The sequence below is a fragment of the Frankia sp. CcI49 genome (assembly GCF_001983215.1).
GTDB lineage: Bacteria > Actinomycetota > Actinomycetes > Frankiales > Frankiaceae > Parafrankia > Parafrankia irregularis.
The window spans coordinates 295,532-319,061 of record NZ_MOWP01000009.1; the positions used below are offsets into that span (position 1 = coordinate 295,532).

A 23,530-nucleotide genomic window follows, 5' to 3' on the forward strand; every position below is an offset into this window, starting at 1 on the left:
GACCCCACCAGACCGACCACACCACCGAGCAGAGGGAGCCTTCATGGACAACGACATGATCGTTACCTCGCGCGAACCTGAGCAGGCGTTCGCCCCAGTGGTTCCGACGGCCCCGGTGGCCCCGGTGGCCCCGGTGGCCCCGGTGGCGCCGGCTCGTCCGGCTCGTCCGGCCGATGTCGGCGGGGCCGCCGCGCGGGCGGAGAACGCGCCGCCGCAGCAGCGGACCGCCCGCCACGACCTGCCCGGCCTGTTCGACCGCCAGCTCGGCATCCCGGGCTTCGGGCCGCAGGCCCAGGAGCGACTGAGCCGGGCGACGGTGCTCGTGGCGGGAATCGGTGGTCTCGGTGGTGCGGCGGCGACGTACCTCGCCGCCGCCGGTGTCGGTCGGCTGGTCCTGGTCCATCCGGGCGTGCTGGAGGAACCCGACCTCAACCGGCAGACCCTCATGCGCCCCGAATGGATCGGTCGCTCCCGGGTGGCCTGCGCGGAGCAGACCCTGCGCGCGCACCACCCGGGAGTCGAGATCGTCGGCTTCGACCGTGAGCTGGCCGACCTGCCCGAGCTGGGCCAGCTCGTCGCCGCGGCGGATGTCGTCGTGGACGCCCGGCACAACTTTCCCGACCGGTACCGGCTCAACGACCTGTGCGTGGCGACCGGAACCCCGGCGGTCATCGCCGCGATGAACGCCACCGAGGGCAACGTGCTGGTCGTCGAGCCGGGGACACCCTGCCTGCGCTGCGTGTTCAGCGAGGGCGACCCCACCTGGGAACCGCTCGGGTTCACCGTGCTCGGTGCGGTGTCCGGCCTGGCGGGCTGCCTCGCGGCGATGGAGTCCATCAAGATCATCGCTCGGTTCGGTGAGCCCGCCAGCGGCCGGCTGCTCCAGTACGACCTGTGGGACATGGACTTCCGGTCGCTGCGGGTCCGGTCCGACCCGACCTGCCCAGCGTGCGCCCAGGCCCGGGTCCGGCGGCAGCCCGAGGAGCCGAGGTGATCTACCTCGACCACAACGCGACCACGCCGGTGGACCCGCGCGTGCTGGACGCGATGCTGCCGCTGCTCACCGAGCAGTTCGCCAACCCGGCGAGCAAGCACGGGCCGGGCCAGGAGGTGACCCGGATCGTCGAGCGGGCCCGCCGCGAGGTCGCCACGCTCGCCGGCGCGCGGGCCCGTGACGTGGTCTTCACTTCCGGCGCCACCGAGGCGGCCAACCTGGCCATCGGCGGGGCGCTCGCCGCCCTCACCGCCGCCGGTTCCGGCCGTCGCCGGGTGCTCGTCGGGGCGACCGAACACCCCGCGGTGCTCGGCGCCGCCGACGCCGCCGCGGCGGCATCGGCCGGTCCCGGTGCGGGCTCCGGCACCCTCGCCGAACGCATCGCCGTCCACCCGGACGGCACCATCGACGTCGACGACCTGCGCCGTCGGCTCGGGCCCGACGTCGCCCTCGTCGCCGTCATGGCGGCGAACAACGAGACCGGGGCCGTGAACGACCTGCGGCCCCTGGTCGAACCCGTGCACGCGGCCGGTGCGCTGCTGTTCAGTGACATCACCCAGGCCCTGGGCCGGATCCCGGTCAGCCTCGACCGGACCGGCGTCGATGTGGCCGTCGCGTCCGCGCACAAGCTGTACGGCCCCAAGGGCGTCGGTGCGCTGATCGCGTCGAAGGACGCCTGGGCACGCATCGCGCCGCAGACACACGGCGGAGGCCAGGAACGCGGCCGGCGTCCCGGCACCCTCAACACCGCCGGGATCGCCGGCTTCGGCGCGGCCGCCCGCCTCGCGGCCGCGTCGATGACCGACGACGGAAACCGCCAGCGTGCGCTGGTGGCGCTGCTGACCGAGCTGCTCGTCAAACGGCTCGGCCGGGGCGCCGTCGAACTGAACGGCCCGGTGCGGGCCAGGCTGCCGAACACGGTCAACCTGCGTTTCGTCGGCGCGGGCGCCGACGAGGTCCAGGCCTGCCTTCCGCACGTCGCGGTCTCGGCTGGATCGGCCTGCAGCGGCGGTGGGGACACCCCGTCGCACGTCCTGCTGGCCATGGGCCGGACCGCCACCGAGGCCCGGGAGAGCCTGCGCTTCAGCCTGGGCCGCGCCACGACCCCCGAGGAAATCCGCACCGTCGCGGACCAGGTGGCCCGCGCTGTCCAGCGCGTTCGCTCCCTTACCCAGAGCACCCCCATCCAAGACGAGGTTCGCGATGACAACCGAGCTCGAACAGCCCGACCCGCGGGTACGCCGGCTTAAGGGAGTCGTCATCCGGTTCGCCGGTGACTCCGGTGACGGCATGCAGCTGACCGGTGACCGCTTCGGTGCGCAGGCCGCGGAGGCCGGCAACGACGTGGCGACCCTGCCGGACTTCCCGGCCGAGATCCGGGCGCCAGCCGGCACCGTCGGCGGTGTCTCCAGCTACCAGCTGCACGTCGCCGACCACGACATCACCACCCCCGGTGACCAGCCCGACGTCCTCGTCGCCATGAACCCGGCGGCGCTGAAGGCCACCCTCAAGGACCTCCGCCCCGGTGGCGTGCTGGTCGTCGACTCCGGCGCGTTCAACGTGCGCGCGCTGGAGAAGGCCGGCTACGACTCCGACCCGCTGACCGACGGCTCACTGAGCAACTACATCGTCCACGCGGTCGACCTGACCGGGCTCGCCGTCGGCGCCACCGAAGGCCTCGGCCTCAAGCGCAAGGACGCCGCCCGGACGAAGAACATGTTCGCGCTCGGCCTGGTGTCCTGGATGTTCAACCAGCCGGTCGAGAGCACCGTCGCCTACCTGGAGAAGCGCTTCGCGAAGAAGCCGCCGGAGATCCTCGCCGGCAACCTCGCGTCGCTGCGGGCCGGTGTGGACTACGGCGACACCACCGAGGCGTTCGCCGTCTCCTACGAGGTCAAGCCCGCCCCGCTGCCCCCGGGCACCTACCGGCACATGCGCGGCAACCGGGCCATCGCGTTCGGCCTCGTCGCCGCCGCGCACCAGGCCGGCATGCCGCTGTTCCTCGGCGCCTACCCGATCACCCCCGCCACCGACGTCCTGCACGAGCTGAGCAAGCTCATCTCGCACGACGTCCGCTCGTACCAGGCGGAGGACGAGATCGCGGCGATCGGCGCGTCGATCGGTGGCGCGTTCGCCGGCATGCTCGCCGTTACCGTGACCTCCGGGCCGGGCATGGCGCTCAAGTCCGAGGCGATCGGCCTGGCGATCTCGCTGGAGCTGCCGCTGGTCATCGTCAACGTGCAGCGCGGTGGCCCGTCCACCGGCCTGCCGACCAAGACCGAGCAGTCCGACCTGCTGCAGTCCCTGTACGGCCGGCACGGCGAGGCCCCGCTGCCCGTGCTCGCCGCGCAGAGCCCGGCCGACTGCTTCAACGCGGCCTTCGAGGCGGCGCAGATCGCCCTGGAGCGCCGGACCCCGGTCATCCTGCTGTCCGACTCCTACATCGCCAACGGCAGCGAGCCGTGGAAGGTGCCGGACGTCAGCGAGCTGCCCGACCTGGGCATCGAGTTCGCCACCGAGCCGAACGGCATCGGCAAGGACGGCAAGCCCGCGTTCCACCCGTACAAGCGTGACCCGCGCACGCTGGCCCGTCCGCTGGCCATCCCCGGCACCCCCGGTCTGGAGCACCGCATCGGTGGTCTGGAGAAGGCCGACGGCAGCGGCGAGATCTCGCACGACGCGGACAACCACGACCTGATGGTCCGCACCCGCCAGAACAAGGTCGACGGCATCGAGGTGCCGCCGCTGGAGGTCGACGACCCGTCCGGCCCGCCCGGATTCGGCTCCAAGCTGCTCGTCATCGGCTGGGGCTCCACCTACGGCCCGATCGGCGCGGCCTGCCGGCTCGTCCGCCAGCAGGGGCTCGCCATCGCCCAGGCCCACCTGCGCTACCTCAACCCGCTGCCGGCCAACCTCGCCTCCATCCTGGCCGCCTACGACACCGTGCTCGTCCCCGAGATGAACCTCGGGCAGCTCGGCGGGCTGCTGCGCATGCACTGCCAGATCGAGCCGGTCGGCTACACCCAGACCCGCGGCCTGCCCTTCCGCGCCGTGGAGCTGGCCGCGGTGTTCACCCGGCTCGTCAACGACCTCGAGGACGGCGCCGCGGCACTGTCCACCGAGGACATCAAGGCCATCGGCGGCACCGGCAAGGTCGGCCGCAGCGAGCTCGGATCGGAGAAGAACAAGTGACCAGCCCCGACGCGGTAGGCAAGCAGCTCACCGCCAAGGACTTCTCCGCGGGCGAGGCCCGCTGGTGCCCTGGCTGCGGTGACCACGCCATCCTCAACAACATGCGCAACCTGATGCCGACCCTCGGCATCCCGCGCGAGAACTTCGTGGTGATCTCCGGCATCGGATGCTCCTCCCGGCTGCCTTACTACCTCGACACCTACGGCATGCACTCGATCCACGGCCGCGCGCCGTCGATCGCGACCGGTGTCTCGATCAACCGGCCCGACCTGTCGGTGTGGGTCGTCACCGGTGACGGTGACGCGCTGTCGATCGGTGGCAACCACCTGATCCACGCGCTGCGCCGCAACGTCAACCTCAAGATCCTGCTGTTCAACAACCAGATCTACGGTCTGACCAAGGGCCAGTTCTCGCCGGCGACCAAGCCCGGCACGATCACCCCGTCCAGCCCGTTCGGCTCGCTCGACCACTCCTTCAACCCGCTGGCGCTGGCGCTCGGCGCGGAGGCGAGCTTCGTCGCCCGCACCGTCGACACCGACAAGAAGCACATGATGGAGATCCTCGCCGCGGCCGCCGCCCACGACGGCTCCGCGCTGGTCGAGATCCGGCAGAACTGCCCGACCTTCAACCACGGCGAGCGGGCCGTCACCGCCGACACGTCGGTGCCGACCCCGGCCGACGGCCCGATCCGTCTGGAGGCCGGCTCGCCGATCCTGTTCGGCGCCGACAGCCAGTGGGCGGTGCTGCGCGACGCCGAGACCGGCGACCTGAAGCTCGGCCGCTCGACGGAGAAGGGCGTCGTGGTGCACAACCCGCGCTCGACCAGCCCGACCTACGCCTACGCGCTGGCCCGGATCGCCGACACCGAGCCCGAGCTCGCGCCGATCGGCGTGTACCGCGCGGTCGAGCGGGCGAGCTTCGACAAGCAGTACCAGGACCGGCTCGCCGACGCCCGCGCAGGTGGCCKTGGCGACCTGCAGGACCTGCTCACCGGCAACGACTCCTGGACGGTCCCGGCCCGGTCCTGACCCGGTCCCGGCCCGGTCCTGACCCGGTCCGGACCTCTCGACCTGACCCTCTCCCCGTAGCTGACAGGGCTGCCCTGACCGGTTGATCCGGCCAGGGCGGCTGGTCAGGCCAGGCTTTGTCAAACCCGGCCAGGGCGTTCTGAGCGAACCGCAGGCAACGAGATTCTCCCGGGCCCGACACGGTCCCGTCGACGGAAAGAAGAACTCCGATGCCCTACGTCGTCACGTCCCCCTGCATCGACGTCAAAGACGGCGCATGCCTCGACGAGTGCCCGGTCGACGCCATCTACGAGGGCGCCCGGAAGCTCTACATCAACCCCAACGAGTGCACCGAGTGCGGTGCCTGCGCCTCGGCCTGCCCGATCGGCGCCATCATGCTCGACCTCGAGGTGCCCAAGCCCGAACGGCCGTTCGTGAAGACCGACAAGGAGTTCTTCGCGAAGGCGCTGCCGGGCCGCGACGAGCCGCTCGGCGACCCGGGTGGTGCCAAGGCCGCCGGCAAGATCGGCGTCGACACCCCCTTCGTCGCCGAGTTCCAGGCCGCGGAGTAAGCGGCGCCCGCCCGTCCCCCCGGGCGCACACCTCACCCCGGGGGCGTCCACCCGCAACGCGAACGGCCCATCCGTCACCGTCGACGGATGGGCCGTTCGCGTTGCGGCATCTCCGCTGGGCGGAATCTGCTCCGTGTACCGAACACCCTCTGTTAATAACGACCTTGAAACGCAGATTTCCGATGTCGTGGCACATCGCGCGCGGCGGGGCGTAACCACAGGTCACGGGGTGTCTCCGTGCGGAGATTCCAGGTGGATGGAAGTGCGCCCTCGGTGTACGCAAGGTAGTTGGTGCCATCGCCTGTGGCGGTATCACCTGATTCTGGTTGCCTGTCCGTATGCGGCATGCTACGGTCTGGCCAACACAATGGTTCCTTCGTGAGTCCGCTACGACGCTCTTCACGTCGTGTCTTGGGAGGCCTTTACGGGGAAGGCTCCGCCGTCGTCGACGGACGGTATGGGTTGAAGGGTTGAAGGGTCCGCCCCGGTTTCCGTGGCGAGAGTGAGCCTTTGTGTCCTCGGCTCGGCTCGGCGGTATCCCGGCCCCCGGCCGGGAACGGAAACGGTTGCAGAGGTCTCCTGACGCCGCCTGACGGCCCAGGTCGGTGCTGGATATGCGCAGGTCTGACCTGGACTGGCCGCGGCTGCGGGATATGGCGGCTCAAATCTGGTGCATGCACACCGGAACGCGTCGCAGACCATCGTTCCAGGTCGGCCTTCCCGGCTATACAAGAGGCGGCCATCCGTGGCTTGTGTCCGAACGGCCGTGTTTCTCGGTGGATCTTCTTATTCGAGGTGAAATGCTCAGTACRGACGTCTTCGAGGAGCTGGTCAGCCGTGTTGCTGGTGTCCAGCGGCAGGACGTGCGGTTCGAGGCCCGGTTGACCGACGATCTGGGACTGGACTCGTACGGGCTGCTGGAACTCTGCTCGGCGCTGGCGGATGTCGGCGTGGACGTCGGCGAGGAGGACTGGCTGGCCGCCGGGACCGTCGGTGATCTCTACACGCGGTGCTGTGCCGGTGGCCTCCCGGGCGCGGCGGAGGCCGGCCGGCTTCGCACCGGGGTGCCGCATCCTTCGCTGCCGCAGGCCGAGGCCCTGACGGGGCCCGGCGCGTCGGGCGGCTCGGACCGCTCGGCCGGCTCGGACGGCTCGGACGACGAGGTGCTGCCGCCGGAGCTGGCCGGACGGTACTTCCAGCTGACTCCGGTCCTCCCGTCGATGGCTCCTTTCCTGTACGAGCTTTCGATCGCGCCGGACGTCGGGTTCCGCTGGCGCTACCGGGGTGCCTTCCCGCCCTATGAGAAATTCGAGGCGGACCTCTGGCAGGGCATGCTGGCGCAGTTCCTGATCGTTTCGCGTGAAACTGGCGAGGCGGCCGGTCACGCTATCTGCTACAACCCTGACTTCGGCCTGGGAAACGCCTATGTCGGTGTCGCGATGACCGGCCGGTACCAGCGGTCCGGGATCGCCGCCGAACCGGTCGTCCTGTTTCTTCGCTACCTGTTCGACGTGTGGCCCTTCCGAAAGCTCTACTTCGAGCTGCCGGAGTTCAACTGCCGTCAGTTCGCGAGCGCGATCGGCAGCACACTGCACATCGAGGCACGCTTCCGGGATCACGACTACTACCGCGGGCGACGCTGGGACCGCGTCGTCCTCGCGGCCTACCGGCAGGACCTGTATTCGGCCGGATCGGCCGGTCGGGGTGAGGGGATCGACCTCTCGAGCGTGTAGCCGGATTCCGATTCGCTCGGCGCCGCGGCGGGTCTCCCCGCCGCCCGACCGTGGAGCACAGAAGGATTCTCGATGGTTTATCTGCTTGAACGGATGGAATCAGCCGCACGGAAGAACGGTGCCGTCACCTTCCTCTCGCCGTCGGGAGACGACGAGGTCGTCGGCTGGGGTGATCTGTACGCGGACGCCGTGAACCTGGCGGCAGTCCTGCAGACGGCGGGTATCGGCCCGGGCCGATCCGTGGTGATGCTGGCGCTGGCGTCACGGCCGGCGGTGACGGCGGCRATGGCGACCTGGCTGGCGGGCGGTGCCCTGACGATGGCACCCACGCCGACCCGGACGATGGACGAGGCCGCGTTCGTCGCCGAGACCGTGCGACGCATCGACCGGCTCGGTGGTAGTCCGCTGGTGCTGGTGGGGCCGCGGTTCGACCAGATCCTGCCCGGTCTCGCGACCGGCGGGTGGGACGTCCGAATGCTCGACGACGTCCACGCCGAGGTTCGTGGCAGTGACGGGCTTCCTGCCTATCTGCCGCCGTCACTCACCGATGACGACCCGGCGATCCTGCAACTGACCAGCGGGACAACGGCGAGTGCGAAGACAGTGCGGGTCAGTCACGGGAATCTCGCGGCCAATGTGGAGGCGATCAAGGCCAGGGACGAGCACGACCGCTTCCACGGGCGGATCCTGTCCTGGCTGCCGCTGTCCCACGACATGGGCCTGATCGGCACCCTGATCATCCCGATGACCTGCGGTGGCTGTGACCTGCTGCTGTCCTCGCCAATGGACTACCTGGCCCGCCCGGCGAGCTGGATGGCGCAGATCTCGGAGTATCGAGCCACGTCGACGGTCGGTCCGAACTCCGCCTACGCACTGGCTGCCAAGCTTCTGGCGACCGGACCGGCTCTGGACCTGTCTCAGCTGCGCGGGATCCTGACCGGCGGGGAGAGCGTCGACCYCGACGCGATGACCGCGTTCACCGCCGCCGCGCAGCGTCACGGCTTCAATCCGGCTCTGGTCGTGTCCGCCTATGGCATGGCCGAGACCGTTGTCGCCACGACGATGACGCCGCTCGGCCGTGGCCTGGCTTCCGACAGCGTGGACGCCGACCTGCTCCAGACCGATGGACGTGCCGTCCCGGTCGGGCCAGGCCACACCGGCAGGATCCGCCAGCTCGCCAGGCTCGGTGCTCCGGTCGACGGCCTGCGCCTGCGCATCTCGGACACCGAGACCGGGGCTGTTCTCACGGAACGGCTTGTCGGCGAGATCCAGGTCAGCGGCACCTCGCTGACCGCCGGCTACCACAACGATCCGGAGGCGACGGCCGCCTCACGAACCGCCGACGGCTGGCTGCGCACAGGCGACCTCGGCTACCTGGCCGACGGCGAGCTTGTCGTCACCGGACGGGTTAAGGATGTCATCATCCTCGCCGGCCGCAACATCTACCCGGAAGAGGTCGAGCGCGCCGCGGCCGGCGCCGAGGGCGTCCGCCCCGGCAACGTGGCCGCTTTTCCGTACGAGCGGCCGAACGCGCTGGGCTCCGAGGGGCTGGCCGTCGCCCTGGAAACCCGTTGGCCCAGCGAGCGTCATGCGCAGCTGCGGTCCGATGTCGCCGCACAGATACGTGCTGCCGTCGGGGTCTCGCCCAATGAGGTGCTGATCCTTCCGCCGGGGAGTCTCCCCAAGACGCCGTCCGGCAAGCTGCAACGCGCCGAGGCACGCCGTCTGCTCGGTATGGGCGGCAGCCCCGCTGAAACGACTTCTTCCAAGAACACTGTTCCGGGCACCGAGGCGGCGATGGCATGAGCGTTGGGCAGAACACGTCGGAGGCGGCACCGGTCGTCGGATACAACGAGGTCCAGGCCTGGAACCTGGACGGCGAGCCCAYGGCGAAGTCCGACGCCGTCGTGCGGATTGTTGATGGCCTTCTCGCCGCCTGGCGGGAACCAGACCAGGACGAACGCACCCGACGGTTGGAAGGCTGCGTCGCCGGCACGGTCGTCTTCACGAACCCGGCCACCCGTGTCGAGGGGCCGGCTGGAATCAGCGCCCACATCGCTCAGGTTCGGGACCGACTTCCGGGCTACCTTCCGGTTCGGACGAGCGGCATCGACATCCATCACGACCACGCCCGCTTCGAATGGTCACTGCGGGACAGCGCCGGCAACGTGGGGCTGCGCGGTTTCGATATCCTCAAGTTCGACTCGGCGCCGGCGATCCTCGCCGTCACGAGTTTTTTCGGCCCGATTCCTCGAATCACCTACACCTACGGCTCGACCAACGGATCCAATGAAGGCCCGTCGGGATGAGACATCCTCGCGGTGCCGCCGCGGACGAATGGAACTCAAGGCCGTAGCCGACGCGCGGGATCGTCATGGGCCCGGGTATCGGAACCGGATAGCACAGTTCTCCACGCCGTCCGCAACGGACTGGCGACCTTCGCACATCAGTCAGGAGAAGAATGGATTTCCGTTGGTCACTCGCCGACTCCTACGACCGGGCGCCGAAGCCCGCTCGCCGGGAGCGCTCACGTAGTACCACGTTGACCGCCGCCGCGGTCGCGGCGGGGGTCGCGTCGATGCCCATCGCCGCCAACGCCGGTTCGTTCAGCACCTCCCTCAGCAACTTTCCCCAGGAGGGCCAGACGAGTCGTTTCGGTGTTGGCAACGGCTCCGCTCCGATACACCTGGAGCAGAGTGGCTGCAATCAGCAGCAGATCCAGAGCGATCTTCGTCGCGACATCAACCTCGCGCCCGACAGAAGCTATGGCGTCGTCAACTTCACCAACTGCGTCGACTACACGCAGGGGTACGCCTGGAGTAATTCTGACGGCGCGACCGGACAGTTCTTCTTTCAGTTCTGGTGGCCAGGTGCCAGTAACACCACTCTTACGACCAAGTCCACGAAGGCGTGGTGGGACTACTCGGCCAAGCCCTAGTGGATCAGGCGGATGCGTGGCCTCATGTGCTTCGCGTGGGCTTCGTGTGAGCTTCGCCCCTGACATCTGAATGACCTGGGCGGGCTGTTCGCCCGGTCGGCAGGGGTTGACGGTGGCAGGCCGGGCGAACACCGCCTGCCACCGTCTCTCGCCGGATCGCCGATGTCCATTGTGTGGTATATCCTGCGACAGCAACGGTCCTGCGCGAGGTTGGCGGGAAGGCTCCGACAGTGGGCGAACCCAATTTTCCTGAACCAGGTGTTGAGATGCTTCTGAGGAATATCGCCTTTCGTTATGGCCGGCGGGCTCCGGTGGTGGAGGGGCTTGACCTCGCGCTGGACGAGCGGCCGCTGGTGATGATCGGCCCGAACGGGGCCGGGAAGTCGACGGTGCTGCGGCTGATGGCCGGGCAGCTGCGGCCACGGTCAGGGCGGATCGAATACGCCGGCAAGATCGGGTTCGCGCCACAGTTCACGCCGGTGCTGCCGAACTTCACGGTCGAGCAGCAGGTGCGGTATGCGGGCTGGCTGTCGGGGCTGTCCCGCCGGGAGGCGGCCCGGTCCGCGGGCCCCGCGCTGGCGCGCGCGAACCTGGAGGCGTTGGCACGGCGCCCGGCCCGGCAGACGAGCGGCGGGGAGCGTGCCCGGCTGGGCATCGCCTGCGCGCTGGCGACCGACCCCGACCTGCTGCTGCTCGACGAGCCGACCGCGTCGCTGGACCCGCTGGCCCGCGAGTCGGTGTCCGAGGTGCTCACCGAGCTCGCGGGAGCGGGGACGAGGCTGGTCGTGACGTCCCATACGGCTACGGAGGTGCGGCCGCCGTTCGAGCGGCTGATCGTGCTCGACCATGGTGTCGTCCGGTTCGACGGCTCACTCGGCGAGTTCTTCGACAACGCGCACGACGACAGGGTCGTCGCGGCCTTTGCGCAGGCTCTTCGTGTCCACTGACCTCCCGGCGCTCGCAGCGTCGGTTTCACCGACCGGGAACGCGGTGCCGGGATCGACCCGAAGGCGAAGCGGGGCTTGGCCGTCGACGGATCGGTCCTGGTGGCGGGAGCCGGCGATTCTGCTGGCGCCGCTGGCGGCGTTCGCCGCCTGGCTCTACAGCCACAGTGACCCGGGGGTCGACTGGTACGTCCTCGGCCGGGCCCGATCCGCCAACGACGCGGTGATCGCGCTCGGGCCCTACGTCGCCGCGGTCGTCGCGTGGGAGATGGGGACGCTGCGCCGGGTCTGGGGGCGGCTGGCGGTGCGGCGCCCCTGGTGGCGGGTCCTCGCGGCCAGGATGGCGCTCCCGGTCACGATCGCCCTGCTCATCCTGGTGGCGATCTACGCGGTCATGCTCGCGGGTCTGCCCACCTTCGCGTCGCCGGGGTGGGGCATCCCGGCGCTGTCGGTGGCGAACGTGCTCGGCTGGGCGCTTTTCGGTGCGGCCCTCGGGCTCGTCCTCGGCCCCATCCTGTCGCTGCCGGCTGCTCTCATCGTGCCGTTCCTGGTCCTCGCGGTCCCGAGAAGCTGGGGGGACCCGCTGTGGGCCCGCCACGTGACCGGCCTGGTCGACGGTTGTTGTGATCCTTCCGGGGTCTACGACACCCGGGCTCTGACCGCGGGGCTCGCGTTCCTCACCGTGATCGATGTCGTCTCCCTCTGCGTGGCCGCTGTCCGGCTCGCGCCGGCCAGGTCGGGCCTGGGGCGTCCGGCGTTGGCGCTCGGCGTTGTCGTGGTGGCGATCGCCGGCGGGTTGTCCGCAGCCCAGGACGTCCGGCAGCTGGACGCTTCGGCGAGCGCCCCGCGCAACTCCGACGCTGTGCGGTGCTACGACGGGAACGTCTGCCTCTGGCCTGAGGAGACCTTCGCGCTCGACGCGAACGTCCAGGCCTGGAAACGGGTCCGCGCGGCGTGGATCGATCTCGGCCTGCCGGAGCCACCGGTGGCCATCGGCCCACGCAACAGCGGAATGCCACTGCCGATCACGGTCGCCTACCCCGGCGCGGCCGGTGACATCGAGAACGTCGAAATGGGCCTGGTCACAAGGCTGCCGGCCGCGATGCGTGGCTGCTTTTACCGGCAGTACGGCCTCCTCACCGGGGGGGACAATGATCCGGCGAGATTCGAGCTCCTGTCGTCGCTACTCAGGGCCCGGCTCGGTCGGCCGGTCGACGGTCCCGTTCCGGTGACCGCGGACCAGGCCTCCCAGGTCTGGTCGCAGACCCATCGATGTGAGGAAGGCCAAGCCGGTGGCTGACTACCTCCGGGCCCATCGCCTGGCATCGACAGCCGGCCTGGCGGCGCTGCTCGCGCTGGCGGGCTGGTCGTTCGCCTCGACCACGCTGCCCATCCCGCAGCTGCTCTCCGGCGGATCCCAGCCCGTCCTGTTCCAGCTGCTCCTGACAACCCTGGCCGCGCCGGTCGTCGTGGCGGCCTTCCCGGAGGAGACGCTTCGGCTGGAGAACGCGTCGCGTCGCCGGCTGTGGGTCTACGACGTCGTCACACTGGTCGCCGTCCTCGGCCCGGTCCTCCTGGTCTCGGCCGTCGCACCGCTGCTCGGCGACGGCACTCACACCGACGAGCTGGCCCGGAACACCGCCCTGTTCGTCGGCTTGGCCCTCGGCGTGTACGCGGCCTTCGGCCAGACGGCGGCGCTGGTCGTGCCGTGCGTCTACTTCCTGGCCGTCGCGACGGCGGGAGGCCTTCCCTACGGCGGCTATCGGTCCTGGGCTTTCCCCGCGGCGGATGCCAACCCGAGCAACTCCACCGTCGCCGCGGTCGTGTTGCTCGTCGGCCTGCTGGTCTTCGCGGTCCGCCAACGCCGCCCCGCCCGCCCGCGGTCCGGGAAGATGCGGGTTCCGATCACGCCGTCCGGAACGTCGGCCGTCGGCGCAGACGCGAGCCGGGCCAGCGGCTGACACGCAAGCCTCAGATCCCTCCGCCGGATGCGCTGGCGCCGAACAGCTCCAGGTACCTCTGCGCAGAGTTCGGGTGGAGCTGCGGGTTGAGCAGCGACGAGCGGACGTTGTTCGACTCGGCGGTGTTGAAGTAGGCCTCGTAGGCGAGAATGTCCCGGTTCTGGTCGAACAGGTCGTGCATCTTCTCGATGAACAGCGGGTTGTCGCCGCCGCCGTGGCGGTCCGCGCGGGCCAGCCCCCATTCGGGCACCGCGAACTTCTTCCCGTGCGCCCGCGCGAAGTTGATCACGGTGCACGTTCCGGACGGGACGTTGCACTGCTCGTCGAAAAGCTCCGCGGTGGTCGACGGCGGGTACGAGTCGTAGACGTCGCTGCTGACGATGTCCACGTAGTCATCGCCCGGATAGGCGGCCCAGACGTCGTCACCGTTGGTCATCCGGTCTCGGTGCGCGCTCACGTTGAAGTCGATCAGCACACCTGGGGCCGTGGACCGGATCGCCGTCACCGCGCGCTGGAAGCAGGCCTTCCAGGTCTCGGTGCTGCGCGGGTGCCACCAGAACCAGTTCCCGTTGTACTCCCAGCCGAGCCGCACGATCGCGTCCGGCCGCCCGTTACGGATCAGGGTCTGCCCGAACGCCGCCCAGTACTGGTCGTACTGGCCGTTCGCACAGCTGCGTTCGTTCCCGGATTCGGGGAAGAGCGGCTGCGCGATGGAGACCTGCCCCGGGAAGACGCTCTTCGGGTAGTTCGAGAGCGGCCAGTCCGAGAACACGATGTGCTGCCAGTTGTTCCGGACGGTGAAGACCACGGCGATGTCGGACGCCCGCCCGGTCCAGCGGTCCCAGGCCCAGATGTCGAGCGGCGGGTTCGCGTTCGTGCCGGACGGCCAGCGGACACCGGGGGCGGCCGGTCCGTCCGAGGTCGGCTCCGGCTCGGTGGGTTGCGGGGCCGGTGGGGCGTCGGCCGTGCCGGTGGCCGGGCGCGGGCTGGGCGCGGCGGTGCCGGAGGTCCGCCGCTGATCGCCGGAGCTGGTGGTGAGCGCCACCAGACCGAGTGCCCCCAGCATCAGGACCAGGCCGGCGGCCACCGCGCCGATCACGGTCCGGCGCCGACGCCGGCGTGCGCGCCCGTTCGCCGGCGCGCTGCGATGACTCCCGCGCCGCCGGCCTCCACCGGACTTCGCAGGCGCCTCGCCGCCCACGCCGCCGCCCACGCCGCCGTCCGCGCCGCCGGGCGTGCTGCCGTCCGCGCCGCCGACTGCGCCGCCGTCCGCGCCGCCGGGCGTGCTGCCGTCCGCGCCGCCGGGCGTGCTTTCCGCTGTCTCCTCGGGCGTGTCTCCGCCGGTGCTTGCGGTCGTGCCTTCGGGCATGCCGTCGACCGTGGGGAGCGGAACCGTGTCACTGACCGTGCGGCTCATCGTCGGGGCCGCCGTGACTGCCGTGGCCGTCTCCGTGCCCGCGCCGGCGGCTTCCGCCTTCGGTTCGGCCTCCGCCACCGTCGTGCCGCCTGCCTTGCTGGCTGCCTCGTGCCGTCGCACGCACTTCCCCCATCGAGCGCCCCGCCGCACACTCACCGCCCGCCGCCTGAGCCCCGCAGGCCTCGGGCGGGGCGCAACCGTGCGACGCCTATGTCGGCGGACGCCGACCCATCATCCCAACCTTGGTACGGGATCACATGGGTGGACACCCGGCAAATGCCACCGGGGTGCCCTCTGACCAGCGGAAACGAAAGCGGACAACGGCAGGTGGGAGTCCGGGGAGGGTGCGTGGTCGATGTATGACTGGATCCGGCGAGCAGGACGATCGCTCGACGATCTCGCCCGGCGGCGTCCACTCGGCTCGCGCTCACCGGCGCGCCCGGATCCGTACGGCTCGAAGAGTTGAGGCCCGCCACCCCCTCAGGGCTGCGTTACCCACTCGGGAGCGACCAACATCCTTCGGGTCTTCGGCGCTTTTCGGTCGGGATCGCGGATCCAGCCGCTCTGTTGGAGCGCGATCCTCGCTTGGGCGGCCATCACCGTGGTGATGTTGACGGGATGTCGTCACCACCTGCTGTTACCTGAGAGCTGTGAGGTGTTGGAGGTGTTGAGGGGTGGAAAGCGTGAAGGATTTTGGTCGTGCTGACGACCAAAATCCTTCACGCTTGTTTGCTAGCAACGTGGCCCGGCTCGGCCGCTCCGCTCCGCCGCTGCGCCGGGTTCTGCGGCACGCTCGCCAGCGACCAAAATGCTCCAGCTCTTGCCCGGCAGTAACGGCAGCTGCTGTAGCAGGCGGCGCGCCCGTCCGCGTTAGGCCGCCGCGGTGAAGGTGATCGGCAGGTTGAGCGGGGCCCGGGTCAACGTCGTGTGGTAATGGATCTCCGCGTCGTCGCGCAGGCGGAAGTCCACCATCCGGCGGAGCAGTTCCTCCAGGGCGATGCGCATGTTCAGCCGGGCGACGTTCGAGCCGAGGCAGCGGTGTGGGCCCGCGCCGAACGCCAGGTGCCGGTTCGTGGCCCGCTCCAGGTCGAACGTGTCCGGATTGGTGAACTCGTCGTCGTCGTGGTTCGCCGACGCCCAGTACATGAGCACCTTGTCGCCCGCGCTGATCTGCTGGTCGCGGAGCTGGACGTCTGCCGTCGCGGTGCGGGCGATGGCGATGAACGGCGCGTCGAGGCGGAGCAGCTCCTCCACGGCGGCGGGAATCCGCTCCGGATGCGCCCGGAGGTAGGCCGGGATCTCCGGCTCCCGGCAGAACCGCGCCATCATCAGGCCGAGCGCGCCGGCGGTCGTCTCCAGACCGCCCAGAATGAGCAGCTGGACGATACCGATGATCTCGCGCTCGGTCAGTGGGCGCTCACCGATCTCGGCGGTGAACAGCGCGTCGACGACGTCACCGCGCGGCGGCCGCCGACGCCTGGACTCGACGAAGCCGGTGATCCATTCGGAGAGCCCGGCCCAGCATTCCTTGCCCTGCGGATCGTTGGGAATGGACGACTTCGACGCGAGGTAGGCGACCTTCTCCAGGTCCTCGACGGGCGCGTCGAGGGCGAAGGTGAAGAAGCTCAGGCTCGGGAACGGGCGGGCGAAGTCGTCCATGAACTCGCATTCGCCCCGGTCGATGAAACCGTCGATGAGCCGGGTGACCAGCTCCCGGGTCGGCTCCGCCCAGCCGGCGATCGCGGCCGGGGTGAAGTGCGTGTTGATGAGCTTCTTGTAGGCCCGCTGCTCCGGTGGGTCGACCTCCACCGGAATGTTGCGGACGTGGGTCGTGCTCGGCGGGATGTTGAGGCCCTGGGTCGAGGTGAACGACTGCCAGTCCTGGGCGACGCGCAGGACGTCGTCGTACTTCGTGAGCACCCAGAAACCCTCATGCCTGTCACTGTGGGTGACCGGGCATAAGGATCGCATCCTGGTCAGGGTTTCCGGGAGTGTCGCCGCCAGCTCCGGGGAGAGGTGGTCGAAGCTCCGGGTACACCATTCGTCGGGCAGCCGGCCTGCCGGTGCCTGGGCAGCAGCTGCGCCGGTGGCTGTGTTCGGTGCTGTCGGATCCATCTCGGCCCCCAGTTCCTCGGTTCCTCTTTGTCCGTGGTTCCTCGTCGCGCTCAGGCCGTGTCGATCCAGACCGATTTGACGTTGAGGTAGTCGTCGAGGGACTGCTGGCCCATTTCCCGGCCCCAGCCGCTGGTCTTGTAGCCGCCGAACGGAACAGCCGGGTCCATCACGTTGTACGAGTTCACCCAGACGGTGCCGGCCTGCAGGTCACGGGCGAACCGGTGCGCCTTGCCGACGTCGCGCGTCCACACCCCGCCGCTGAGGCCGAACTGGGTGTCGTTGGACCGTGCCACGACCTCTTCGGCGGTGTCGAAGGGCAGCACGCAGGCGACCGGCCCGAAGATCTCCTCCCGGGCGACGCGCATGTCGTCGGAGACGTCAGCGAGCACCGTCGGCGGGACGAAGTAGCCGCGGGCCAGGTCGCCTTCGGTGAGCCGGGCGCCGCCGACGGTGGTGCGCGCGCCCTCCTCCCGGGAGAGGTCGAGGTAGCCGACGACCCGCTCGAGCTGCTCCGCGGAGACCAGCGGGCCGATCCTGGTCTGCGGGTCGAGGCTGTTGCCGACCCGCAGCTTCGCCGCCTGCGCCGAGATCCGCTCCACGAACTCGTCGTAGATGGGGCGCTCGACGTAGATCCGGGTGCCGGCGCAGCAGATCTGTCCGGAGTTGAAGAAGACTCCCAGCGTGGCGCCCGGCACGGCCTTGTTCAGGTCCGCGTCGGCGAAGACCACATCGGGGGACTTGCCGCCGAGCTCGAGGGAGACCCGCTTCAGGTTGCCGGCCGCCGCCCGCACGATGTGCTGCCCGACAGCCGTCGAACCGGTGAAGGCCACCTTGTCGACGCCCCGGTGCGCGGCCAGCGCGGCGCCGGTCTCGCCGAAGCCGGTCACGATGTTCACCACGCCCGGCGGGATCCCGACCTCGTTGATCAGCTCGCCGAGGCGCAGCGCGGCGAGGCTGGCCTCCTCCGCCGGCTTGAGCACCATCGTGCAGCCGGTGGCCAGCACCGGGGCGATCTTCCAGATCGCGTTGCTGATCGGGCGGTTCCACGGGACGATCGCCGCGACGACCCCGACCGGCTCCTTCAGGGTGTAGGTGAACATGGAGCCCGGCACCGAGTTCGGGATCGTCTCACCGTGGATGCCGACCGCCATCCCGGCGAAGTGGCGCAGCACGCTGGCCTCCCAGGCCGAGCTCGGCCCGGGCCGGCGGCGGCCGATCGGCGTGCCCATGTCGAGGGTCTCCAGCAGCCGGAGCTCCTCGTAGTTCTCGGCGACGGCGTCCGCGAGCGCCCACAGCAGCCGCTGACGCTCGTCCGGCGTGCTGTTCCGCCACGGCCCCTCGAAGGCGGCGCGGGCAGCCGCGACCGCCTGGTCGACGTCCGCGGCGCCGCCCTGGGCGATCTCGACCAGCGTCTCCCCGGTGGACGGGTTGATGCTCGGGAACGTCGCGCCGTCCGCGGCGTGAACCCATTCGCCGCCGATCAGCAGCCGCCCGGGCCCGGCCTTCAGGAGCGGGATCGTCGCCGCTTCGGGTGGGCTGAGAGTCGACACCGGTGCTCCTTGTCGGTCGGTGAGGTCGGTCGGTGAGGTCAGTCGATGAGCTCGTAGAAGGACCGGACCGGCGGGGGATCGACCTGGACGGAGCTGCTGCGCCGCACCCGGCCTTCGGCTGACCGGGCCGCCATCTCCAGCAGGGGTGCGCCGAGGTCGTCGGCCTCGATCTCGTAGACCGTCAGGTAGGCGCGCGCCGCCGGGTCCGCCGTGAGGTGCCCGGCGTCGCGCAGCCGGTAGCGCTTCGCGGAGACGAAGCCCGGAATCTCAAGGATGTCCGGGATGTGCTCCTCGGAGTACCACTTGTTGAACTCGTCCTCCCGCTCCGGTGAGACCGGATGGGACTGAACGACGAACACACCCTTGGCCACGCCGGCCTCCCGGTCTCGTCAACGGCTGGGGCAGGAGCGCTGGTCAGTCAGAAGCACTGGTCAGCCAGGATCGCGGGGGCAGGGCCGCCGGGTCAGGAGGTCGAGCCGGCGGCGGGCAGCAGCGCCGGGGGAAGCCCGATGCTGCGGGTCTCCAGGAACTCGTGGAGACCCTCGGGCCCCAGCTCCCGGCCGAGCCCGGACTGCTTGAAGCCCCCGAAGGGCACCAGCGGGAACGGCGGGTAGCTGCCGTTGACCGCCACGCTCCCGGTGCGGATCCGCCGCGCGACATCGACGGCGCGCTGCGGGTCCGCGCTCCACACCCCGCCGGACAGCCCGTAGTCGGAGTCGTTGGCGATGCGCACGGCGTCGTCGACGTCGTCGTAGGGGATGAAGCACAGCACCGGCCCGAAGATCTCCTCCTGGGCCACCTGCATCGAGTTGTCGACGTCACCGAGGATCGTCGGCTCCACATACCAGCCGCGGGGCAGGTGGGCCGGCCGGCCGCCGCCGGCGACGATCCGCGCGCCATCGCGCACCGCGCCCGCGATGTAGCCCTCGACCCGCTCGCGCTGCCGGGCCGCGACGAGCGGCCCGACCAGGATCGCCGGGTCGTGCGGGTCGCCCACCGTGATCGCGTTCGCCGCCTTCGCGGCGATCTCCAGCGCTTCGGCGTACCGGGAACGCTGCACCAGGACGCGGGTATGCGCCCCGCAGACCTGGCCGGACAGATGCATCCCGCCCTTGACCACCGCCGGGACGACGGTCGCCAGGTCGGCGTCGTCGAGCAGGATCGACGCGGACTTGCCCCCCAGTTCGAGGGAGACCCGGCGGATGCGCTCCCCACACAGGCTCATGATCCGTTTGCCGGCGGCCGTCGAGCCCGTGAACGCGATCTTGTCGACGCCCGGGTGCGTCACCAGGTACTCGCCGACCTCCCGGCCGCCCGGGATGACGTTGATGACGCCGGCCGGTACCCCGGCCTCCTCCGCTGCCTCGGCGAGCAGGTAGTTGCTCAGCGGGGCCTCCGGGGCGGGCTTGAGCACGACGGTGCAGCCGGCGGCCAGGGCGGGCGCGGTCTTCCAGGCGCCGAGGGTGACCGGGGCGTTCCAGGGGACGATCGCGGCGACCACGCCCACCGGCGCGGTGGTCACCAGGCCGCCGCGGTCCGCGGCGGGGTTGATCACGGTGCGCTCGAACTCGTACGTGCGCGCGAGCTCCGCGTAGTAGTCGAAGACGGGGGCCACCAGGCCGGTCTGCGCGGCCCGGGCCTGGCTCGCGGCGCAGCCCATCTCGTCGGTGGTGACCTGGGCGATCTCGGCCTCGTGCTTGCGCAGGGCGTCGGCCACGCGGGCGAGGATGTCGGCCCGCTCGGCGGGTGTCATCCGGGGCCAGGGGCCGTGGTCGAAGGCGTCGCGGGCGGCCCCGACGGCCTGGTCGATGTCGGCGGTTGTCGCCAGCGGGACGCCGCCGACGACCTCCTCCGTGGACGGGGAGACGACCGGGAGGATCTCCGAGCTCGCGGGCTCGGGCCAGGCTCCGTTGATGTAGAACGCATCTCTGTGCATTAACCGATCACGCACAGTGCCTCCCTGGGTAGCTCCCGGCGTGGAGCGTAACAGCATGAGCGAATGCTCGCTAGCTTCAAAAGATCTTCAAGTGCCCACAAGGTGCTGGTAGATCGAGGTCCAACAATATGTGAGCACTCACTTGAGAAGCAACGCGTACGAGCCGGGAGGGCTCGCCGCCGCCCCGGGTGCCAGCGGCAGTGCCGCGGGCCAGCGGCGGCGCCGGGTGCCAGCGGCGCCGGGTGCCAGCGGCGTCGGGTGCCAGCGGCGCCGGGTGCCAGTGGCGCCGGGGGCTCAGCGGCGGCGCCGGACGGTCGGCAGTGCCGGCGGCTCAGCGGCGGCGGCGGGAGGGCTCCAGCACGGGGAAGAACCCCTTGATCGTGCTCTCGGTGATCAGGGTCACCGCGCGATCGCGGTTGAACAGGTCGTTGTGCCGGCTCTCCATCGCGAGGATCAGCGCGATCCCCATGACGGCGCGCGCGGACAGGTCCGGCGACTCGAACTCGAAACCGTAGCGGTCCTCGACGTCCCGCCAGGCGTCGGCCAGCCGGTCCATCGCCACCGAGAAGTGCTTGCGGTAGAACTTCCGGCCGACCTTCGGGTCGCCGAACAGCACCAGGCCCAGCAGCGGGAGCACTTCCTCCAGGGTCGAGATGAGCTGGCGGTAGAGGCCGTTCATCGTCTGGATCTGGCGCTCCGGGGTGAGCGGCTCCTCCAGGTCGATCACTTCGGTGGCGGCGACGAGCTCGTCGACGGCGTCACGCAGCGGCTCGACGACCGCCTCGTAGAAGAGCTGGTCCTTGCTCTCGAAATGGCGGTAGATGACGCCTTCGCTGATCCCGCCGCGCTCCGCGATCGCCTTGATGGTGGTGCCGTTCATGTCACCGGTCTCGGTGAACGCCTGGCGGGCGGCCTTCAGGATCGAGCGCTTGCGCGCCTCGGCGGTCAGCCGGCGTGGACGGGGTGGCTCCTCGGCCCCCGGGGGGTTGACTACCTGTTCGGACATCGTCCCCTCCGCGCCTTGTACCACAGATGGTAAATGAACGTACACTACTCCGTCGAATCGACCATCGTCCGCGCGAGCCGCCATGCCGCGATATTTTCCGTGTCGGCTGCGTCACCCGCAGGCGATGCCGGACGGTCGCCGTCCCGGTGCGGGTCGCCGTGATCCCAGGTGCCTTGACGCGGCCTACGGGACATCCCTAGCATCAATATTAAATGAGGGCTTACTCATTTATTGTTCTCGTCGGTGCTGGGTGGACGGTCGGACCGGAGGAACGGATGCCATGCACGACATCGTGATCCACGGCGGTGAGGTGGTCGACGGGACCGGCTCCCCGCCGCGACGCGCCGACGTGGCGATCGACGGGGACCGGGTCACCGAGATCGCCGAGCCCGGCACGCTCGCCGCATCCGGGCGCCGCCAGATCGACGCCCGGGGCCGCCTGGTCACACCCGGCTTCGTCGACATCCACACCCACCTCGACGCTCAGCTCTTCTGGGACCCGGTGGCCAGCCCGTCCTGCTGGCACGGGGTGACCAGCATCGTCCTCGGCAACTGCGGTGTCACCTTCGCCCCGGTGCGCCCCGGCGAGCAGCGCTACCTGGCCGAGATGATGGAGGCGGTCGAGGACATCCCGGTCGAGACGATCATGTCCGGGATGGACTGGAACTGGGAGTCCTACGGCGACTACCTGCGCGCGCTGGGGCGCCGCGGTCTCGGCATCAACGTCGGCGGCATGATCGGCCACTGTGCGCTGCGCACCTACGTGATGGGCTCCCGCGCCCTGGATGACGTCCCGGCCTCCGCCGATGACATCGCCCGCATGGCGGAGATCGTCGGGGAGGCGATCGACGCCGGCGCGCTCGGCTTCTCGACGTCCCGCAGCTTCATGCACACCGTGCCGGACGGCCGGCCGGTTCCCGGCACCTACGCCGCCCAGGCGGAGCTGGCCGCGATCGGCGGCGCGCTCGCGGAACGCGGCCGCGGCACGATCGAGGTCGTGCCCCGCATCGGCGAGCGCGACGGGCCGGAGAAGGCGAACTCCGTCGCCGAGCTGGCCTGGATGGAACAGGTCAGCCGGGACTCGGGCCGCCCGCTGACGTTCGCGATGATGCAGAGCGACCGCCGGCCCGGACTGTGGTCCTGGGTGATGCAGGAGGTGGCGGCCGCCCGCGGCCGCGGCGCCGACCTGCGCCCGCAGACGGCGGCGCGCGGCAGCGGCATCCTGTACGGGCTGGTCGGCCGCACCCCCTACGACGCGCTGCCCGGCTGGGCGGAGCTGATGGCCCGGCCGTGGCCGGAGCGGCTGGCGGCACTCGCGGATGTCGGCCGGCGCCAGGCACTGGCCACGGAGGCCGAGCGCCCGGTCGAGCTGTCCGGGCCGCTCGCGCCGAAGGACCCCGCCAAGCTGTACCTCCTGCCGCCCGGATCGGCGCGGTACGACGTCGACCCGGGCAACAGCCTCGCCGCCGAGGCGGCGCGGCGCGGCATCACCCCGGCGGCGGCCTTCCTGGAGTTCACCGTCGAGACCGATGGCCTCGGGCTGCTCTACTACCCGGTGCTCAACCAGGACCTCGACGCGGTCGCCGCGATGCTGACCAACCCGGATGTCGTCGTCGGCGTCGGGGACGCCGGCGCGCACGTCGCCCTGACCATGGACGCCGGCCAGTCGACCTTCCTGCTCCGGCACTGGACCCGCGACCAGGGCCTGCTCGACATCGGCACGGCCGTGCGCAAGCTGACCTCCGAGGGCGCCGAGCTGTTCGGGCTCGCCGACCGCGGGGTGCTTGCTCCCGGGGCCTTCGCCGACATCAACGTCATCGACCTCGACCGGCTCGACCTCGACGTGCCGCAGATGCGCGCGGACTTCCCGCTCGGCGCGAACCGGTTCGTCCAGCGGGCCCGCGGCTACGACTACACCCTGGTCAACGGCCGGGTCCTGATCGAGGGCGACGAGCTCACCGACGAACGCCCGGGCGGAATCCTCACCGCTCGCTAGCGGAGCGCAGCGCGGCGCGGCGTGGCGCGGCGCTCAGCGGCTGCCGCCGCTGCTCCCGAGCAAGGAGTGAGGATTTCGGTTGCTGCCGCAGCCGAAATCCTCACTCCTTGCTGATTGCCAAGCGGTTCCACGTCCCTTTTTGGGGCTATTGGTGAGAATTGCTGGCGCT

Annotated in this window: 19 protein-coding genes; 13 read left to right on the plus strand and 6 right to left on the minus strand. The window is 70.4% G+C overall.

Translation table 11 applies throughout. The features are described 5' to 3' along the window. Nucleotides 1–43 precede the first annotated feature (43 nt). From CcI49_RS10145 to CcI49_RS10200, 12 genes are all read left to right on the plus strand, one after another. On the plus strand, nucleotides 44–994 hold the full coding sequence (locus CcI49_RS10145; RefSeq protein ID WP_241839981.1) for a HesA/MoeB/ThiF family protein: 951 nt from the start codon (nucleotides 44–46) through the stop codon (nucleotides 992–994). Continuing rightward, the gene (locus CcI49_RS10150; protein ID WP_054570888.1) at nucleotides 991–2,244 is read left to right on the plus strand and encodes a cysteine desulfurase family protein; all 1,254 of its coding nucleotides are present in this window, start codon (nucleotides 991–993) and stop codon (nucleotides 2,242–2,244) included. Before CcI49_RS10145 ends, CcI49_RS10150 begins: the two co-directional genes overlap by 4 nt. Continuing rightward, on the plus strand, nucleotides 2,198–4,186 hold the full coding sequence (locus tag CcI49_RS10155) for a 2-oxoacid:acceptor oxidoreductase subunit alpha (RefSeq protein WP_054570889.1): 1,989 nt from the start codon (nucleotides 2,198–2,200) through the stop codon (nucleotides 4,184–4,186). The genes CcI49_RS10150 and CcI49_RS10155 overlap by 47 nt, the downstream gene beginning before the upstream one ends. Continuing rightward, nucleotides 4,183–5,214, plus strand: coding sequence for a 2-oxoacid:ferredoxin oxidoreductase subunit beta (locus CcI49_RS10160; RefSeq protein WP_076825882.1), 1,032 nt, complete (start codon nucleotides 4,183–4,185; stop codon nucleotides 5,212–5,214). The genes CcI49_RS10155 and CcI49_RS10160 overlap by 4 nt, the downstream gene beginning before the upstream one ends. A 209-nt stretch (nucleotides 5,215–5,423) precedes the next feature. Then, nucleotides 5,424–5,765 carry a ferredoxin gene (fdxA, locus tag CcI49_RS10165; RefSeq protein ID WP_054570891.1) on the plus strand — a complete coding sequence of 114 codons (342 nt, stop codon included), beginning with the start codon at nucleotides 5,424–5,426 and terminating at the stop codon, nucleotides 5,763–5,765. A gap of 800 nt (nucleotides 5,766–6,565) precedes the next feature. Further along, on the plus strand, nucleotides 6,566–7,498 hold the full coding sequence (locus CcI49_RS10170; protein WP_076825884.1) for a phosphopantetheine-binding protein: 933 nt from the start codon (nucleotides 6,566–6,568) through the stop codon (nucleotides 7,496–7,498). A gap of 72 nt (nucleotides 7,499–7,570) precedes the next feature. Beyond that, nucleotides 7,571–9,304, plus strand: coding sequence for a long-chain-fatty-acid--CoA ligase (locus CcI49_RS10175; protein ID WP_076825887.1), 1,734 nt, complete (start codon nucleotides 7,571–7,573; stop codon nucleotides 9,302–9,304). After that, nucleotides 9,301–9,807 carry a nuclear transport factor 2 family protein gene (locus CcI49_RS10180; protein ID WP_083749411.1) on the plus strand — a complete coding sequence of 169 codons (507 nt, stop codon included), beginning with the start codon at nucleotides 9,301–9,303 and terminating at the stop codon, nucleotides 9,805–9,807. The genes CcI49_RS10175 and CcI49_RS10180 overlap by 4 nt, the downstream gene beginning before the upstream one ends. 152 nt (nucleotides 9,808–9,959) lie before the next feature. Next, nucleotides 9,960–10,436, plus strand: a complete 477-nt coding sequence (locus CcI49_RS10185) for a hypothetical protein (RefSeq protein ID WP_054570894.1) — start codon at nucleotides 9,960–9,962, stop codon at nucleotides 10,434–10,436. 266 nt (nucleotides 10,437–10,702) lie between these two features. Continuing rightward, on the plus strand, nucleotides 10,703–11,383 hold the full coding sequence (locus CcI49_RS10190; protein WP_198955489.1) for an ABC transporter ATP-binding protein: 681 nt from the start codon (nucleotides 10,703–10,705) through the stop codon (nucleotides 11,381–11,383). Continuing rightward, the gene (locus tag CcI49_RS10195; protein WP_054570896.1) at nucleotides 11,373–12,680 is read left to right on the plus strand and encodes a hypothetical protein; all 1,308 of its coding nucleotides are present in this window, start codon (nucleotides 11,373–11,375) and stop codon (nucleotides 12,678–12,680) included. Before CcI49_RS10190 ends, CcI49_RS10195 begins: the two co-directional genes overlap by 11 nt. After that, a complete protein-coding gene (locus CcI49_RS10200) occupies nucleotides 12,673–13,341 on the plus strand; it encodes a hypothetical protein (RefSeq protein WP_076825890.1) in 669 nt (222 codons plus the stop codon). Before CcI49_RS10195 ends, CcI49_RS10200 begins: the two co-directional genes overlap by 8 nt. Before the next feature lie 10 nt (nucleotides 13,342–13,351). On the opposite strand, the gene CcI49_RS10205 is transcribed toward CcI49_RS10200, so the two are convergent. From CcI49_RS10205 to CcI49_RS10230, 6 genes are all read right to left on the minus strand, one after another. Continuing rightward, the gene (locus tag CcI49_RS10205; RefSeq protein ID WP_241839982.1) at nucleotides 13,352–14,878 is read right to left on the minus strand and encodes a glycosyl hydrolase; all 1,527 of its coding nucleotides are present in this window, start codon (nucleotides 14,876–14,878) and stop codon (nucleotides 13,352–13,354) included. Nucleotides 14,879–15,628: 750 nt separating this feature from the next. After that, nucleotides 15,629–16,873: a cytochrome P450 gene (locus tag CcI49_RS10210; protein ID WP_076825895.1), complete on the minus strand. Its 1,245-nt coding sequence runs from the start codon at nucleotides 16,871–16,873 to the stop codon at nucleotides 15,629–15,631. Between the two features lie 50 nt (nucleotides 16,874–16,923). After that, entirely contained in the window at nucleotides 16,924–18,423 is a 1,500-nt protein-coding gene (locus tag CcI49_RS10215; protein WP_076825896.1) for an aldehyde dehydrogenase family protein, read from the minus strand. A gap of 38 nt (nucleotides 18,424–18,461) precedes the next feature. Then, on the minus strand, nucleotides 18,462–18,794 hold the full coding sequence (locus tag CcI49_RS10220) for a DUF4286 family protein (RefSeq protein ID WP_054570901.1): 333 nt from the start codon (nucleotides 18,792–18,794) through the stop codon (nucleotides 18,462–18,464). A gap of 92 nt (nucleotides 18,795–18,886) precedes the next feature. After that, the gene (locus CcI49_RS10225) at nucleotides 18,887–20,374 is read right to left on the minus strand and encodes an aldehyde dehydrogenase (RefSeq protein ID WP_054570902.1); all 1,488 of its coding nucleotides are present in this window, start codon (nucleotides 20,372–20,374) and stop codon (nucleotides 18,887–18,889) included. A gap of 316 nt (nucleotides 20,375–20,690) precedes the next feature. Beyond that, on the minus strand, nucleotides 20,691–21,365 hold the full coding sequence (locus CcI49_RS10230; RefSeq protein ID WP_006540864.1) for a TetR/AcrR family transcriptional regulator: 675 nt from the start codon (nucleotides 21,363–21,365) through the stop codon (nucleotides 20,691–20,693). Nucleotides 21,366–21,645: 280 nt separating this feature from the next. Here CcI49_RS10230 and CcI49_RS10235 point away from each other — a divergent pair, with 280 nt between their 5' ends. Then, nucleotides 21,646–23,361: an amidohydrolase family protein gene (locus CcI49_RS10235; protein WP_054570903.1), complete on the plus strand. Its 1,716-nt coding sequence runs from the start codon at nucleotides 21,646–21,648 to the stop codon at nucleotides 23,359–23,361. Nucleotides 23,362–23,530: the final 169 nt, after the last annotated feature.

Excerpts from the sequence above, each read along its gene's own strand:
- CcI49_RS10145 (WP_241839981.1), top strand. The coding sequence starts at position 44 with ATGGACAACGACATGATCGTTACCTCGCGCGAACCTGAGCAGGCGTTC.
- CcI49_RS10155 (WP_054570889.1), top strand. The coding sequence starts at position 2,198 with ATGACAACCGAGCTCGAACAGCCCGACCCGCGGGTACGCCGGCTTAAG.
- fdxA (WP_054570891.1), top strand. The coding sequence starts at position 5,424 with ATGCCCTACGTCGTCACGTCCCCCTGCATCGACGTCAAAGACGGCGCA.
- CcI49_RS10185 (WP_054570894.1), top strand. The coding sequence starts at position 9,960 with ATGGATTTCCGTTGGTCACTCGCCGACTCCTACGACCGGGCGCCGAAG.
- CcI49_RS10190 (WP_198955489.1), top strand. The coding sequence starts at position 10,703 with ATGCTTCTGAGGAATATCGCCTTTCGTTATGGCCGGCGGGCTCCGGTG.
- CcI49_RS10210 (WP_076825895.1), bottom strand. The coding sequence starts at position 16,873 with ATGGATCCGACAGCACCGAACACAGCCACCGGCGCAGCTGCTGCCCAG.
- CcI49_RS10230 (WP_006540864.1), bottom strand. The coding sequence starts at position 21,365 with ATGTCCGAACAGGTAGTCAACCCCCCGGGGGCCGAGGAGCCACCCCGT.
- CcI49_RS10235 (WP_054570903.1), top strand. The coding sequence starts at position 21,646 with ATGCACGACATCGTGATCCACGGCGGTGAGGTGGTCGACGGGACCGGC.